General features: G+C 69.2%; 15 protein-coding genes. All 15 read right to left on the bottom strand.

Features of this window, described 5'->3' with window-relative positions; translation table 11 throughout:
* Nucleotides 1-24: 24 nt before the first annotated feature.
* Nucleotides 25-1,689 carry an FxLYD domain-containing protein gene (locus AC07SQ_RS15000; RefSeq protein WP_495273080.1) on the bottom strand — a complete coding sequence of 555 codons (1,665 nt, stop codon included), beginning with the start codon at nt 1,687-1,689 and terminating at the stop codon, nt 25-27.
* Nucleotides 1,690-1,706: 17 nt separating this feature from the next.
* A complete protein-coding gene (locus tag AC07SQ_RS14995; protein ID WP_447740413.1) occupies nt 1,707-2,312 on the bottom strand; it encodes a hypothetical protein in 606 nt (201 codons plus the stop codon).
* Nucleotides 2,313-2,328: 16 nt separating this feature from the next.
* Nucleotides 2,329-4,122 carry a VanW family protein gene (locus tag AC07SQ_RS14990; protein ID WP_495273079.1) on the bottom strand — a complete coding sequence of 598 codons (1,794 nt, stop codon included), beginning with the start codon at nt 4,120-4,122 and terminating at the stop codon, nt 2,329-2,331.
* Nucleotides 4,119-4,724 carry a DUF6891 domain-containing protein gene (locus tag AC07SQ_RS14985; protein WP_495273078.1) on the bottom strand — a complete coding sequence of 202 codons (606 nt, stop codon included), beginning with the start codon at nt 4,722-4,724 and terminating at the stop codon, nt 4,119-4,121. The genes AC07SQ_RS14990 and AC07SQ_RS14985 overlap by 4 nt, the downstream gene beginning before the upstream one ends.
* Before the next feature lie 301 nt (nt 4,725-5,025).
* A complete protein-coding gene (locus AC07SQ_RS14980; RefSeq protein ID WP_062480474.1) occupies nt 5,026-5,406 on the bottom strand; it encodes a hypothetical protein in 381 nt (126 codons plus the stop codon).
* Nucleotides 5,407-5,653: 247 nt separating this feature from the next.
* Nucleotides 5,654-7,138 (bottom strand): MocR-like pyridoxine biosynthesis transcription factor PdxR, encoded by a 1,485-nt coding sequence (gene pdxR, locus AC07SQ_RS14975; RefSeq protein WP_495273077.1) that lies wholly within the window; start codon nt 7,136-7,138, stop codon nt 5,654-5,656.
* 71 nt (nt 7,139-7,209) lie between these two features.
* Nucleotides 7,210-8,010 carry an inositol monophosphatase family protein gene (locus tag AC07SQ_RS14970; protein WP_218005417.1) on the bottom strand — a complete coding sequence of 267 codons (801 nt, stop codon included), beginning with the start codon at nt 8,008-8,010 and terminating at the stop codon, nt 7,210-7,212.
* A gap of 13 nt (nt 8,011-8,023) precedes the next feature.
* On the bottom strand, nt 8,024-8,743 hold the full coding sequence (locus tag AC07SQ_RS14965; protein ID WP_062480468.1) for an ABC transporter permease: 720 nt from the start codon (nt 8,741-8,743) through the stop codon (nt 8,024-8,026).
* Nucleotides 8,744-8,745: 2 nt separating this feature from the next.
* Entirely contained in the window at nt 8,746-9,438 is a 693-nt protein-coding gene (locus tag AC07SQ_RS14960) for an ABC transporter permease (RefSeq protein WP_062480466.1), read from the bottom strand.
* A 44-nt stretch (nt 9,439-9,482) separates the two neighbouring features.
* On the bottom strand, nt 9,483-10,271 hold the full coding sequence (locus AC07SQ_RS14955) for a transporter substrate-binding domain-containing protein (protein ID WP_495273076.1): 789 nt from the start codon (nt 10,269-10,271) through the stop codon (nt 9,483-9,485).
* A 33-nt stretch (nt 10,272-10,304) separates the two neighbouring features.
* Complete coding sequence (locus AC07SQ_RS14950) at nt 10,305-11,093, bottom strand: ABC transporter ATP-binding protein (protein WP_070063414.1); 789 nt, start codon at nt 11,091-11,093, stop codon at nt 10,305-10,307.
* A 33-nt stretch (nt 11,094-11,126) separates the two neighbouring features.
* Nucleotides 11,127-11,906, bottom strand: coding sequence for an SDR family oxidoreductase (locus AC07SQ_RS14945; RefSeq protein WP_070063415.1), 780 nt, complete (start codon nt 11,904-11,906; stop codon nt 11,127-11,129).
* A 14-nt stretch (nt 11,907-11,920) separates the two neighbouring features.
* Nucleotides 11,921-12,691, bottom strand: coding sequence for a 2-keto-4-pentenoate hydratase (locus tag AC07SQ_RS14940; protein ID WP_495273075.1), 771 nt, complete (start codon nt 12,689-12,691; stop codon nt 11,921-11,923).
* Between the two features lie 7 nt (nt 12,692-12,698).
* Nucleotides 12,699-13,898, bottom strand: a complete 1,200-nt coding sequence (locus AC07SQ_RS14935) for a pyridoxal phosphate-dependent aminotransferase (protein WP_495273074.1) — start codon at nt 13,896-13,898, stop codon at nt 12,699-12,701.
* Nucleotides 13,899-14,257: 359 nt separating this feature from the next.
* Nucleotides 14,258-14,806 (bottom strand): single-stranded DNA-binding protein, encoded by a 549-nt coding sequence (gene ssb / locus AC07SQ_RS14930; protein ID WP_495273073.1) that lies wholly within the window; start codon nt 14,804-14,806, stop codon nt 14,258-14,260.
* Between the last annotated feature and the right edge of the window lie 126 nt (nt 14,807-14,932).

Raw genomic sequence — 14,932 nt, 5'->3', positions numbered from 1 at the left:
CGCCCGATGCCGTCACGCGCGGGGCTATTCGGTTTGGTATAGCGTCGCGACGCTCGCGAAATCACGCCCGTGCTGCGTCACATGGACCTGGAAGGGCACGCTCTCGCCCGGCGCGATGGCCGGCAGGTTCTCGATCAGCTTGAAGCCGGTCAGCTGGTCGTTGCGGTCGCGCAGGCTCACCCACAGGCGCACCTTGGCTGCGATGGCCGTGCCGGGGTTCTTCACCGTGCCCGTGACCTCCACGCTCTTGTAGGTGAAGCGCTGGCTGAAGTTGAGCAGCACGCTGCCGGTGCCGGCCTGGGTGCTCGTCACCTGCACCTCCAGCGGCTTGCGCGGGCCAGGCAGTGCGGCGCGGCGCATCGGCTTCCACTCGACGCGGGTCTGCGTGATGCGGTCCACGGCCTTGGGCTCCAGCAGGACCGGAAAGCGCTCGCCCGGGTACAGATAGGCCAGCGCGTCGAGGCGCGTGGTGCCGTCGGCCGTGCTGCCGCCGAAGCGCGAGATCACGGCGCCGGGCGCAATGGCGATGGCGTCGGTGCTGCGGTTCACCAGCTCGGTCATGAACAGCGGCCGCTGGATCGTGCTGCGCCCCGCCACCAGCGGCAGCAGTTCGAGCTGCCGCGGGTCGAAGCGCTCGCTGTCGTCGGCCAGCAGGTCTTCGGTGCCCAACCGCAGGTCGGGGTGGAAGGCCTCCGGCGCGCCGGCCGTGCGGATCACGCGGTCGGCGCTCAGCACCGTCGTGCGCGCGCCCGAGGGCGTGACCGTGCGGTAGCCGATGCGGTAGTCCCACGCCGCGATGGCGGCGCCGCGGCCGAAGCGGCTGAGGTCGACATCGATCGCCGTGCGTGCGCCGGGCGCCAGCTCGGACCCCGGCGCATGGCCGCGCCCGACGCCGATCACCTGGCCCGCGTCGTCGTACACCGTGACCAGCGCCTCGATGCTGCCGAACGCCGGCGCACCCGCGGCGCCCGCATGCACGAGGCGCCCGACCAGGCGCACGCGCTCGCCCTGCTGCACCAGCCGCACGCGCGAGAACGCCAGGCGCGGCCCTTCGGCAGCGCTGCGGGGTTCGGACAGCTTCTCGACCGTCACGTCCTGCCGCGTGACGTTCTGGCCCGAGGGCAGGTCGACCAGCACGGGCGCGGACTCGCCGGGCATCAGCACGTCGATCGGCAGACTTTCGTTGCGCTCGTTCAGCCGCGTGTCGCCGTCGTGGAACACCACCTTCAGGCCGGGCCGCTCGAGCGGCCGGCCGGTCTCGTTGCGCGCCAGCACCAGCAGCTTCGGCCGCTCGCCGACCAGCACCTGGCGCGGCTCGAAGAGCTTCAGGCCGTCGGTCGCGATGGTGCGCTCGACGATCGCGCGCGCCACCGAAGGCGTATCGCTGCGCTTGCCGGAGCCGAACAGCAGCATCGCGACCTGGACGGCCACCGCCACGCCGAGAAAGCCGATCACGACGAAGCCGATCGTGCGCAGCATCTGCTTCTGGCGCAGCGCCTGTTCGGCCGCGATCTGCTGGCCGGCGTGGTGCTTGACCTGCTGCAGCACGCGCTCGAGGCGGTCGGACACGTCGTCTTCCACCAGCGACATCGAGCCGCAGTGCGAACAGGTGTATTCGTTCAGGCCGGTGCGGCGCAGCGCGCTGCTGCCGCACTCGCCGCATTTGAGGGTCTGCAGGTCGATGCTCATGTGTTTTCTTTTTTGTCTTACCAGCCGAACACGTCGACGATGCCTTCGGCCGCCGCCGCACTGCCCAGCAGCGGCACGAGGCGCTCGACCAGGCGCGCGCGGTGCACCGGGTCGACCTCGCAGTCGTCCTCGTCGGTGAAGATGGCGTCGCCCGCTTCGTCCCACACCTGGCCGATGGTGCCCAGGCAGGCGGCCATCTCGAAGATGTCGGCGAAGAGCGGTTCGTCTTCCTCCCAGGCGCCCGTGCCATGCATCGCGAACTGGATCGCGCCGGTGCGCAGGTCGAAGATGAACGGATCGGCGCCCTGGTCGGCCACCACCAGCCAATGGTCGGGCCAGTCGGCAATGCGCTCGCCGGTGATGCCGTGCCAGCGGTAGCCGGCCTGCAGCTGCCACAGGCGCGAGAGCGCGGGAATGCTGAACGGGTTGCCGGTGGTCGGCACCGTGAGGCCCGCGTAGCCCACGCGCTCGTTGACCCACTCGCCGAGCGGGCCGACCTGTTCGTAGAAGGTGGCGAGGGCGGCGGGCAGCGCCAGCTCGCCGTGCCAGTGCTCGGCGGCGGATTGCGGCGCCAGCGCGCCATGGGAAGCCAGGGCCGCGCGGGCCTGTTCGATCGATGCCACGGGGGTTGTTCTCCGTTCAGGTCAGGCGGACGGCTTGCAATGCGGTGCGCAGTGCGTCGATGTCGCCGGGTGCGACCTCGTGCACGCCCGGCACGCCGGCCAGGCCGCAGGCGGTCGATGCCACCACGGGCACGCCGGCCGCCACGGCGCGCAGCAATGCGCGCGGTGCGTGCTCGACATGCGCGGGCAGCACGACAACGCTCGCACCGGCCAGCACGTCGCCTTGCCAGTTCATGTGTTGAGGGGGTTCGATGCCGTGCCAGAGCTGCGCGTCGTCCGACGGTGCGCCGAGCACGCGCAGGCGGCACGGCCAGCCTTGCAGCGCGGCGGCGAGTTCGCGCGCGCCCTTGCGCGCCAGTGCGCTGGCGGCGAACACGACGAGCGGCGGTTCTTCGCGCTTGCTGTGCGAGGCCTTCATCTGCGGCAGCGCCCAGTCGAGCCGCTGCAGCGTGGCCTGCGGCGCGTACTGCGCCATGGCCTGTGCCACCCCTGCATGCGGCGTGACGACGACCGCCGCGCGCGCGAGCGCGAGCGCCTCGTCGCGTACCAGCGACGCATCGGCGCGAAAGTCGCGCAAGGTGGCGTCGTCGGGCCAGCGCTGCGATGCGGCATCGAGCTGCTTTTCAATGTCTGCCATCGGCAGTGCGCTGGCCAGCACGGTGATGCGGCGCCCGTCGAGCGCGCCGAGGCGCTGCAGATGCGGCAGCAGCGACTGCTCGACCACCAGGTGCGTGTGCGCAGGCACCAGCCGCGCGGCAAAGGCCTGCGCGAGCCAGCGCTGGCCGTCGATCAGGCTGGCCTGGCGCCGGCCCGCCTGCCGCGCCCAGAGCCGCTGCCACACGGCACGGCGCAGGCTCGCGGCCCACGCGGTGGTCACCGCTGCGTTCGTCGCGGGCTCGCGATGCCAACCGATGGAAGGCACGCGCCAGAACGCGAGCCGCAGTGGCACGGGCTGCATGCGCTGCGCCTGCGGATGCGCCTCGCGCAGGTGGCGTGCGAACTCCGGCGTCCAGCCATCGACGAGCACGGCGGTGCGCCCTTCGGCGCCGACATCGACCGGCGGACGGTGGCGAAAGCACGCCGTCTGGTCGCAGCTCAGGCAGCCGCGCGCCAGCGGCAGCGCGGTGGGCGTGTCGTCGTTCGTGCGCCGCAGCGTGACGGGCTCGGCCGGCACCGCCCGCGGCGTGCGCGCGCGGATGCGCACCACGAGCTCCGTATCGGTCAGCGCCACTTCGAGCCGCCAGGCGTGCCGGGCGCGCAGCTTGACGTCGACGTAGTTCCAGAACACCGTCGCATCGACGGCGTCGCTGTCCGGCATGTCGGCCTGCTCGATGCGTGCCGTGTGGCCGTGGCGCTCGACCAGTTCAAGCCCCGCGCGCACGGCCACCGTGGCGAGCGCGTTCGACAGCTGGCACAGCCCGCCGGCCAGCGTCGGCACCACGCAACCGCCGCGCACCTCGCGCCCGACCACGAAGCCGCGCCCGGCACCCGGTCGCCCCAGCTGGCGCCAGAAGCTCAGCACCTCGCCGGCCGGCACCTCGATGGCGTCGAAGGCCGGCCGCGCCACGCGCAGGTTGTGCACCTTGCCGGCAACCAAGGGGAATTCATCGGGCCGGCCGTCGGACCACAAGGGGGTTCGGTACTGCGCGAGCACCGGCGCATCGGCCAGTGCGTGTTGGCCTGTGGGCCAGCGCCGGGCCGAGGGCCGCAGGGTTTCGCGCAGGGCGTGGGCCGTGGCGAGCAGCCGCGAGCGCAGCCAGAAGTCGATCGCGTCGATGCGGCGCGGCGGCTGCCAGGCCTGCGCACTCACGCGGTGGGGCCTCGCTTGCGCCATTGGCCGAGGTCGGCTTCGATGCGCTCGTTGATGTTGCCGCTCCATTGCGCGCCGAAGCCGGCGTCGCGCAGCAGCTCGACGATGCGGCGGCCGACCACGACGGTGTTGGCTTCGCGCTGCGCGATCTCGGGGATCATGCCGCCGCTGAAGGCGAGGTACAGGCGGCCGTTGCGCACGGCGCCGTCCAGGTCCTGTGCGTGATAGAAGCAGCAGCCGCGGATGCCGGACTCGAGCCGGCCCGCCGCACGCCACTGCTCGCGCACGTCGTCGTGCCCGTCGGACAGCGTGTTGCCCGCGCGGTGCAGGGCAATGATCTTTTCGCTGCGCAGTTGCGCGAACACGGCCTCGAGCCGGTCGTACTCGGTCTGCGCGGGCCACTGCGCCTCGGCGGCGCGCTTGGCGGCGCAGGCGCGCGTGGTTTCGGCCTTGATCCAGGCGCGGTCCTCGGGCGTGAGCTCATCCGGATCGAGGTACTCGTCGGTGATCATCCAGCCGATGTCGGCATCGGCATGGAAGCCGCTCCACACCAGGTCGTGGATGCGTCCGCGCGTGTCTTCGGGGTCGAGAGTGAGGGCCATGCGTAGTGGGTCGTCGCTTGGTTGGCGACGGATCGTGCTTTCATTTTTCGCGGTCGGAACGACGCTCGATTCTCGCGTGTCCGCACCACGGCGATGCGTTAATGCGAAAGCATGCGCTCTGGCGGCCATCCCTCCCGCGCCCAAATCATGAGGGATGCGCAAGGCCAAGGCAATGTGACTTTCGGCCAAGAATTCACGGTCATGGCCCATGAAAAAAGCCGACCCTGCGTTGGCAGGGCCGGCTTTTCATGAAGACCTGGAACCTTCGCCGATCCCGTCGGCGAAGCGTTCTGGCTGTTGCTTACAGCGGCAGTGCGTCGCCGTGGGCGGCAGCGCGGGCTGCGGCACGAACCGCAGCGCGGTCGACGGTGCTGGCGACGATCGGGGCCACGCCCGACGAAGCGCCTTCGGCGTACGGGTCGGCGCTGTGTGCGGCGGCGACAGCGTCGGCACGCACGGCAGCGCGGCTGGCGGTCGACACGATCACTTGTGCGGGGCCTGCGTTGGCGCCGGTGGCGTAGGGGTTGGCGCTGTGTGCGGCCACGACGGCTTGGGCAGCAACGTCGGCGCGGCTGGCGGCCGAGGTCAGTTGATGCACGCCTTCATAGCTTTCGGCATGGGCGGCGCCGGCAACGGCCATCAGGGCAACAGCAACGGCGGAGAGGATCTTCGAGGCGGTCATTTGGATTTCTTCCTTCTTCAATTCAGTTCAAGTTCTTGCTTCGGATGTCGAACCGGTCTTGGGTGGGTCACCGCCCCTCTGTTCTTTTTCGGAGGGCGGCCACCTCGCTCGGGGCCCTGTTCACCCAGATCAGCTTTGAGGGCTGGTCCGTGAGATGAATTGTGCGCCTCGATCTAGGTAAAAACCCGTAGCAAAACGAACCGCGGTGTTCACGGATTCGAAACAATTGAAGGGCAGTGAGCGAGCCTCAGGCGTTCGCGACCGCACTGCCGAAGAGCGCCAACGCCGGGGCGATCCGCTCGGCGGGCGTGTTGCCGAACCCGAAGACGAAGCCGGTGCGGACCTGCTCGCTCAGGCAGTAGGCGGAGATCGCGGGCACGTCGATGCGGTGCGCCAGCAGCGCCTGGGAGACCGCCGCATCGTCGATCGGCGTGCGCGAGATGGCCGACAGGTGCAGCCCCGAGCCGGTGGTCGACAGCTCGAAATCGCGCCCCACCAGCGTCCTGAAGCAGTGCTCCATGAGCTGCGCGCGTTCGCGATAGCGCACGCCCATGCGCCGGATGTGGGCCGCCAGTTGCCCGCTCGCCATGAAGTCGGCCACCACGCCCTGGGTCGGCATGGAGGCCTTGAACGAGAAGATCTGCGTGGCGCAGGCGAAAGCGTCCGCCAGGTCGGGCGGGACCACCAGGTAGGCCAGGTTGAGCGCGGGCGAGATGGAACGGTTGAAGTTCCCGATGTAGATCACCCGCCCCCCGTGGTCCAGCGCCGCCAGCGGAGGCAGCGGCCTGCCGCGGAAATGGAAGGCGTTGTTGAAGTCGTACTCGATCACCCAGGCATTGCGCTCGTGCGCCCACTGCAGGAGCGAGAGGCGCCGCTCCAGCGGCATCGTGCTGCCGAAGGGGAACTGGTTAGTGGGTGACGCCACGATCAGCCGCGCGTCGGGCGCATGGCTGTCGAACCGGCTGCTGTCCAGGCCCTGCAGGTCGATGGGCACGGGCACCAGGTCCGCGCCGAAGCCCAACAAGGCGGCAAGCCGCGTGATGTAGCCCGGGTCTTCCACGATGATGCGATCGCCGTGGTCGGTCAGCACCTGGCCTGCCAGCACGAAGCCCTGCGTCGTGCCGTCGACCACGAGCACCTGGTCCGGCAGGCAGGAAATGCCGTGTGCCTCGCCCACATAGTCCGCGATCTGCTGGCGCAGTTCGGGCAGCCCCATCGGCGAGCCGTAGCCCAGCTCCGCGGCCGGCGCCGAGCGCCAGTACTGCGAGGAGACCTTGGCGAACTGCTCGAAGGGCAGCTGGTCGAGCGCGGGCACGGTCGGGCTGAGGTCGAACGTGGCATTGCGCTCGGGCGGCAGCGCCAGTTCGGACATCGCCTGCGCGCGCCGCGAGATGTGCCGGGGTGCCGGCGCGGCGACAGGGGCGTTCGACGGTGCCCCGGCCGGCGCGCTGCGCTCCTCGGGCAGCACGGCGGCAATGTAGGTGCCCGCCCCGACGCGGCCGCTGACATAGCCCTCGGCCAGCAGCCGTTCGTAGACCAGGACCACGGTGTTGCGCGACACGCCGAGTTCCGCGGCCAGCTGGCGGGTGGGCGGCAGCCGCGAGTTCTTGGAGATCCGCCCCTGCACGATGGCCTGGCGGATCTGCTCGAACACCTGGACGTGCAGCGGATCGGAGCCGCTGCGGTCCAGCGAGAGCGAACTCCAGGTCGGGTAGTTGAAGTGCCGCGGCATACGAGATCTCCATGCCGCCCATGCCGGACAGGGCTGCGGCGGCCTTCGAATATACGGCCCGTTCGCCCGCGCTAGGCGCCCGCAAGCATGCGCAGGACCTCCTCGTGGCGGCGGGGGTTGCCCGACGCGACCAGCCGATTGCCGGAATGGATGGTGAGCGGACGCCCCTCCCAATCGGTGATGACGCCGCCGGCGCCCTCGATCACCGGCACCAGCGCGCAGTAGTCGACCTCGCGGTGGCGGCCGCAGTCGATGCCGATGTCGATCGTTCCGTTGGCGATGCAGCCGTACGCATAGCAGCTCGATCCGTACACGCACCATTTGGCGGCGCTGCGCAGCGTCTCGAACGCCTCGCGCTCGCGCGGCCCGAAGGGCTCCGGGTTGCTGCACGACACCAGCGCATCGGCCAGCGACGGGCACTCGCGGCTGCGGATGCGCTGGCCATTGAAGGTGGACGGCTGGCCCTGCGCCCCGGCCCATCGGTCGTTGGTGATGGGGTGGTCGATCACGCCGATGATCGGCGTGCCGTGGCGCGCCAGCGAAATCAGCGTCCCGTAGATGGGAATGCCCGTGATGAAGGCCTTGGTGCCGTCGATCGGGTCGAGCACCCAGACGTACTCGGCATCGAGGTCCTGGCCCTCGAACTCCTCACCGAGGATGCCGTGCGAGGGATAGCGGTGGCGGATCAGCGTGCGCAGCGTCTGCTCGACATGCTTGTCCACGACAGTGACGGGGCTGTCGTCCTCCTTGGACTCGAAGCCCCTGCGGCTGTACAGGTTCTCGCGCAGGATGGCGCCGCTGGCGTCGGCCAGCCCATGGGCGAAGGCGAGGAATTCGGCCATCGCCGACTCTGGAACGGAAGAAGTGGACACGCGGTCTCCTGGATCAAGTGGGCATGGGCCCGGTGCCGTGCTGCGCCGGCAAGTGGCGAAGATGGCGAGACATGCGGTGCTCCAGCCGCCGCACCAGGTGGTTGGCGGCGAACGCGAAGGCAAGGTAGATCAACCCGGCCGCAATGAAGATCTCGTAGGGGGCGAAGGTGCGCGCCACCAGGGTGTTGGCCACGCCCGTCAGCTCCGAGAGCGTGATGGCGCTGGCCAGCGAGGTGCGCTTGATCGTCTTGATCACCTCGTTGCCGTAGGCCGGCAGCGCCAGCAGCATCGCCCGCGGCAGGATGACGTGGCGGTACAGCGCACCGAAAGACAGCCCGAAGGCCTGCCCGGCCTCGACCTCCCCGTGCGGCACCGCCTGGATCGCCCCGCGGAAGATGTGCACGGCGTAGGCCGTCGTGTTCAGCACGAAGGTGATGACGGCGCACCAGTACGGCTTGCGCAGGTAGGGCCAGGCCCAGCTGTCGCGCACCGCATCGATCTGGGCAATGCCGTAGTACACGATGAAGATCTGCACCAGCAGCGGCGTGCCCCGGAAGACCTGCGAGAACACCTCGACGGGCCAGCGCAGCCACCAGGCCTTCTGGACGCGCACGATGGCCAGCGGCACCGCCAGCAGCGTCGCGAGCACCATCGTGATCGCGAAGAGTTCCAGCGTGAGCAGCGCGCCCTGCCAGAGCACCGGAAGGCTCTCGACAATGAGTTCGACATCCATGGTCAGGCCGTCCTTTCGCCACGGGCGCCGCGGCGCTCGAGCTGATGCAGCACGAGCGAACTCAGCACGGTCAGCGTGAGGTAGATGGCGCCGGCGCTGAGGTAGAAGAACAGGGCGCGGCGCGTGTCGCTGGTGGCCAGTTCGGAGGCCTTCATCAGCTCGCTCAGTCCCACGATGGAGATCAGCGAGGTGTCCTTGAGCGTCGAGATCCAGATGTTGCCCAGGCCCGGCAGCGCCAGCCGCAGCATCTGCGGGCACTGGATCACGAAGAAGATCTGCAGGGTGCCCATGCCCACGGCCATGCCGGCCTCCACCTGCCCGCGGGGAATGGCCGTGAGCGCGCCGCGAAACACCTCCGAGGCGTAGCCGCCGAAGATCAGTGCCAGTGCAAACACACCCGCCGGATACGGCGGGATCTCGACCATGCCCGCGTCGGGCCTGACCAGCGCGAGCAGCCGGCTCAAGACCACCGTGCTGCCGAAGTACACCATCAGGATCAGCAGCAGTTGCGGGATGCCCCGTATCGCCGTGATGTAGGCCTCGGCCAGCCAGCGCACCGCCTTGAAGCGGGACAGGCACGCCGCCGCGCCCAGAAGCCCCAGCGCGATGCCGAACACCGACGACACCAGCGCCACCTCCACGGTCGTCCAGGCGCCCTGCGCGATGGTCGGCCCCCAGCCGTTGAACATGTCCATGGTGTCGTCAGAAATCGGTGAGCGGATTCGGTGGCGCGACGGCGTCAGTGCCAGACCGCGGGCAGCACACTGAAGCTCCAGTACTTCTGGTTGATCGCCTTGAAGGTCCCGTCGGCAAACATGCCCTTGAGCGCCGCGTTGATCTCGTCGCGCAGCGCCGTGGCCCCCTTGGGCAAGCCGACGGCCACGCCTTCGCCCAGGTACTTAGGCGCCTCGATCTCAGGACTGACGAACTCGTAGTTGCGCCCTTCCGGCTTCTCCAGGAAGTCGGTGCGAACCTTCATCGGACTCACGAGCATGAGGTCGATGCGGCCGGCCACGAGGTCCAGCAGCATGTTCTCGGCCGAGTCGTAGCGCGTGATCTCGACGCCGGAGAACTCGCCCGCAAGGTAGCTGTCGTTCGTGGTGGCCCGCTGCACGCCCACCACCTTGCCCTTGAGCGCGCCCGCGTTGGGCGTGTTGTCGGGCTTCATTGGGAGCAGCCCCCCGTTCTTGCGGCCCACGAAGCGCGCCGTGGAGGCCCGGTACGGAACGGAGAAGTCGATGCTCTTCTTGCGCGCCTCGGTGATCGACAGGCTCGACGTGACGACGTCGATCTTCCTGGAAAGCAGCGCGGGAATCAGGCCGTCGAACCCCAGGCAGACGAACTGCACGTTGGCGTTCATCCGCCGCCCGATCTCGCGGGCGATGTCGATCTCGAAGCCCTTCAGCTCGCCCGACGCATCGCGGTAGTTGAAGGGCGGATAGGTGCACTGCACCCCGGCCTTGATCTCGCGGCCCATGGCGGCGACGGAGCACGCGGCCAGCAGGCCTGCGAACAACCATTTTTTCATTTCGTCTCCAGTTCTTGGTTCGTGATGTCGTGGCTACAGAACGCTGTCGAGGAACTTGCGGCAGCGCTCGCTGCGCGGGTTGCCGAACACGTCGGCAGGCGCCCCGCGTTCCTCGATCTTTCCCTTGTGCAGGAAGGCGACCTCGGTCGAGACCTCGCGTGCGAACGCCATCTCGTGGGTGACCATCACCATGGTGCGCCCCTCCTCGGCCAGCAGGCGGATCACCTTCAGCACCTCGCCCACGAGCTCGGGGTCGAGCGCGGACGTGGGCTCGTCGAACAGCAGCAGCTTGGGCTCCATGGCCAGCGCGCGGGCGATCGCGCAGCGCTGCTGCTGGCCGCCGGAGATGTGGGCCGGATAGTGCCGAAGCCGGTCGCCGAGCCCGACCTTCGCCAGCAGCGCTTCGGCCCGCTCCGTCGCTTCGCGGCGCGACAACCCCAGCACCTTCATGGGCGGCATGGCCACGTTCTCCAGCACGGTCATGTGGCTCCACAGGTTGAAGTTCTGGAACACCATGCCGATGCCCGCGCGCAACCGGTTCACCTGGCTCTTGCTGGCAGGGCTCGCCTGCCCTGCCGACGACCGGCGCATGCGGATCTCCTCGCCATCGATGGCGACGGTGCCGGCGTCGGGCACTTCGAGCAGGTTGAGGCAGCGCAGGAAGGTGCTCTTGCCCGAACCGCTGGCACCGATGAGGGTGACCACGTCGTGCTCGTGGGCGCACAGGTCGATGCCGCGCAGCACGTCCAGCGCGCCGAAGCGTTTCTCGATGCCGGTGGCAGACACGATCTGCCTGCCCTGTTGTCGTTGGGGGTCGCTCAAGTGAGTTCCTTTTGAACGGTGCTGGCGCTTCGCCTAGAAGGTGCCGGGATAGGCCCCGCCGTCAAGCAGCAGATTCTGTGCGTTGATGTAGCCGGCATGGGCGCTGCACAGGAAGGCGCAGGCACGGCCGAACTCCATCGGATCGCCGAAGCGCGCGGCCGGGCTGCGGCCCTGCCATTCGGTCTGCTCGGCCTCGAACGATCGCCCCGACCCGGCCGCGGCAGCCTCCACCGTGGCGCGCAGGCGGTCGGTGGCGAACGAACCGGGCAACAGGTTGTTGATGGTGACGTTGCGATGCGCCGTGCGCCGCGCCAGGCCTGCCACGAAACCGGTGAGCCCGCTGCGCGCGCCGTTGGACAGGCCCAGGATGTCGATGGGCGCCTTCACCGAGGACGAGGTGATGTTGACGATGCGGCCGAAGCCGCGATCCATCATGCCGTCCACCGTCGCCTTGATCAGCTCGATGGGCGTCAGCATGTTGGCGTTGAGCGCCACCATCCAGTCGTCGCACGTCCATTGGCGGAAGTCGCCCGGCTTGGGGCCTGCGGCATTGGTCACCAGGATGTCCGGCGCGGGGCAGGCCTCGAGGACGAGCGCCCGCCCCTGCACCGTGGTGACGTCGGCGGCCACCGTGCGCACGTGCACGCCGGTGGCTTCGCGAATTTCATTGGCGGTGGCCTCGAGCGCCTGCGCGCCGCGCGCCACGATGGTGAGCGATGCGCCGTCTTCCGCCAGCGCGAACGCGCACGCCCGGCCCAGCCCCTTGCTCGCGGCGCACACCAGCGCCGTCTTGCCCTTGATACCCAGATCCATGGAGACCCCTTGCCTCAGATGAAGTTCGCGGCGACCGTGCCGAAGCGGTCGAACGAGGAATGCACCCGCATGCCCTGCGAGGCGCGGTACTGCCGTGTGAAGGACCCGGACATCACCTGCATCCCCGCCTCCAGCGCCAGGCCGAATTCGGCCAGCTTGTTCGCCAGCCACAGCACCGAGAGCAGCCCGCCGCCCTGCATGACCGCCGAGCCGGAGGCCGTCTCGCTGACGGCGCCATCGACCTGCACCGTCACGTTGGCGCCGGCCAGGTCGCGGTTGTCTGCCGTCAGCGGCACGGCCGCCCCCGTCACATAGGCCTTCTGCTGCGCGTTGTCCGCCATGGCCAGCGCCAGGTTGCCGGCGAACGGACCGCGGACCTCCACGATCTCCAGGGCCGGTGCCGCATGCGTCACGGCGGCAGCGACGTCCTCCAGGCTCACGCCGGGTCCGCGCAGCGTCTTGCCGATGGTCAGGCACAGCTCGTTCTCGAAGCCCGGCGCGATCAGCTCGGAAAAGCGATAGGCCTGGCCGCTCGCATGCCGGCCGCTTTCCAGCAGGTAGCCGAAGCAGGGCTCGTGCACCTGCTGCTGCACGCGCATGGCCTCGGCGGTGAGGCCGACCTTCCAGCCCGTCTGCCGCTCGCCCCTGGCCAGGCGCTTGTGCAACAGGGCCAGCTGCACTTCGTAGCCCTGCTGCAGGGAGAACTTCCCGGCCCATTCCGACGGCATGTGGCGTCCGTCCTCCATGGCTTGCCAAAGGGCGCCCGCAATGTCTTGGGTGTTCATCGCATCCTCATCGTGTGGTTGGGTGGTGTTCCAGGTAGGCGGCCAGGCGGCGAACGCCGTCGTCCAGGCGCGCCGTGCCGCTCGCGTAGCACCAGCGCAGGTAGCCTTCGCCCTCGGGGCCGAAGGCCACGCCGGGCGCCAGCCCCAGCCCGGCTTCGGCCACGAGCTGCTTGCAGAACGCGAGGCTGTCCGTCACGCCTTCGACACGGAAGAAGGTGTACATCGCGCCGCGGGCGGGCGCGGCGAGCTCGACCCCCGGCACGCTCCCCAGGCTCGCCGCCAGGTGGTCCCTGCCCTGGCGCAACCGCTCGACGGTGCGGGCAATGGTGTCCTCCCCGCGCGCCAGGGCGACCACCCCCGCCGCCTGCACGAAGGGCGGCGCGCAGGTGCTGCTGTACTCGATCAGCTTGCCGATGTCGCCCAGCATCGCGGGCGGCACGACGATCCAGCCCAGGCGCCATCCCGTCATGCGCCAGGCCTTGGAAAAGGAGTTGCAGCTGATGACCCGGTCCTCGGGCGTCGCGATGTCCAGGAAGGACGGCGCGCACGGCGCATCGAAGCTGATGCGCTGGTAGACATCGTCGCTGACGATCCAGATGCCCAGGCGCCGGCAGTGCGCGAGGATGGCTTCCTGCGACTCGCGCGAAAGGGTCCAGCCCGTCGGGTTGTTGGGCGCGTTCAGCAGCAGCGCGCGGGTGCCCGGCCGAAGCGCTTCCAGAAGGCGCTGCTCGTCGAGCACCCAGCCCGCCGCGGTGAACTGCAACGCGACGGTCTCGACGTGCGCGCCCAGCACCTTGGGCATCTCGACCAGGTTGGGCCACAGCGGCGTCACGGCCACGACGCGGTCGCCGGGGTTCAGCAGCGCCTGCAGGGCCAGCATCAGCGCATGCGTGCCCGAACTCGTCACCGCCACCCGTTCGACGCCGATCGGGCCATGCCAGCGCGACAGGTACCGGGCGATCTCCTCGCGCAACGCGGGCTCGCCCAGCGTCTGGACGTAGAAGGTGCGCCTGTTCTCGAGGGCTGCGATCGCAGCGCCGCAGATCTCGTCCGGCGTCTCCTCGTCGGGCTCGCCGAACCAGAAAGGCAGGATGTCCTTGCGGTCCATGCCCGCATTGGCGACCTCGCGGATCTTCGAGGACCGCAGGGCCTGGACTTCGGCGCGTGCGACGGTCGATGGCGGGCAGTGGGAGGCGGCGCTCTGCATGTCGTGCTTGTCTCGGTGTTCTATGGCCTGCATGCTCCGACGCCGCACGGTGCGGGACAAGGACCAATTCCGTGCGCCGAAGCGGACCAATCGCGGCGAACCGGCCGACAGCGATCCGTGCGGCCCCTGCGGCCACCCCGACGTCCGCAGACAGCGTGGCCGTGCGACGCCCTGCTTCTTCGCGACGGCCGACCATCTCCGGCGATGCGCTGCTGAACGGCGCTATTCAGCAAAACGGCCGGAGCCAACAGCACTTTCCCGGGCACGACCGCCCATGGAGAGAATTCGAAATAAAAAGGGCAAAAAAAAGCCTGCCTTCGAAAAGGCAGGCCTTCATTGAAAAGCTCGAGGAGCCGGTTTCAGAACGGAATGTCGTCGTCCATGTCGTCGAAGCCCGACGACGACTTGGCCGGAGCCTGGCGCGGCGCCGGTGCCGGGGCACGCGGTGCGGCTGCGGGCGCACGCGGGGCGTAACCGCCACCGCCACCACCTTGCGAGTAACCACCGCCGCCGCCCCCGCCTTGCGAGTAGCCGCCGTCGTCTTCCGGACCGCCCGACGGGCCGCCCTGGCCCTGGCGGCTGCCCAGCATCTGCATCTGGTCGGCGCGGATTTCGGTGGTGTATTTTTCGATGCCGTCCTTGTCGGTCCACTTGCGCGTGCGCAGCGAACCTTCAACGTACACCTGCGAGCCCTTGCGCAGGTACTGGCCGGCGATTTCGGCCAGGCGGCCGTTGAACACGATGCGGTGCCATTCGGTGGCTTCGCGCATCTCACCGCTTTGCTTGTCTTTCCAGCGATCGGTGGTGGCCACGGTGACGTTTGCGACCTGATCGCCGCTCGGGAATGTCCGCATTTCGGGGTCGCGCCCCAGGTTGCCGACGACGATGACTTTATTGACCGATGCCATATGCACTGCCCCTGATAAGTAGATGAAGGAGGAGGTTGAGAGGAACCCTCCATTCTGCCTGAGCCGAAATCGGCCCGGCGCTGGCCGGCCTGGGCGGGGGCGTCCGCCGCCGTCCATCCCCTGGTC

This window comes from Variovorax sp. GW821-FHT06D12, from assembly GCF_059419205.1.
The sequence above is the reverse complement of the archived record's forward strand: the minus strand, read 5'-3'. Positions and strand labels throughout refer to the sequence as shown.

What these genes read in the sequence shown, in the direction of transcription:
- AC07SQ_RS15000 (WP_495273080.1), bottom strand. Translation starts at nt 1,689, where the DNA reads ATGAGCATCGACCTGCAGACCCTCAAATGCGGCGAGTGCGGCAGCAGC.
- AC07SQ_RS14985 (WP_495273078.1), bottom strand. Translation starts at nt 4,724, where the DNA reads ATGGCCCTCACTCTCGACCCCGAAGACACGCGCGGACGCATCCACGAC.
- AC07SQ_RS14980 (WP_062480474.1), bottom strand. Translation starts at nt 5,406, where the DNA reads ATGACCGCCTCGAAGATCCTCTCCGCCGTTGCTGTTGCCCTGATGGCC.
- pdxR (WP_495273077.1), bottom strand. Translation starts at nt 7,138, where the DNA reads ATGCCGCGGCACTTCAACTACCCGACCTGGAGTTCGCTCTCGCTGGAC.
- AC07SQ_RS14965 (WP_062480468.1), bottom strand. Translation starts at nt 8,743, where the DNA reads ATGGATGTCGAACTCATTGTCGAGAGCCTTCCGGTGCTCTGGCAGGGC.
- AC07SQ_RS14960 (WP_062480466.1), bottom strand. Translation starts at nt 9,438, where the DNA reads ATGGACATGTTCAACGGCTGGGGGCCGACCATCGCGCAGGGCGCCTGG.
- AC07SQ_RS14955 (WP_495273076.1), bottom strand. Translation starts at nt 10,271, where the DNA reads ATGAAAAAATGGTTGTTCGCAGGCCTGCTGGCCGCGTGCTCCGTCGCC.
- AC07SQ_RS14945 (WP_070063415.1), bottom strand. Translation starts at nt 11,906, where the DNA reads ATGGATCTGGGTATCAAGGGCAAGACGGCGCTGGTGTGCGCCGCGAGC.
- AC07SQ_RS14940 (WP_495273075.1), bottom strand. Translation starts at nt 12,691, where the DNA reads ATGAACACCCAAGACATTGCGGGCGCCCTTTGGCAAGCCATGGAGGAC.
- AC07SQ_RS14935 (WP_495273074.1), bottom strand. Translation starts at nt 13,898, where the DNA reads ATGCAGAGCGCCGCCTCCCACTGCCCGCCATCGACCGTCGCACGCGCC.
- ssb (WP_495273073.1), bottom strand. Translation starts at nt 14,806, where the DNA reads ATGGCATCGGTCAATAAAGTCATCGTCGTCGGCAACCTGGGGCGCGAC.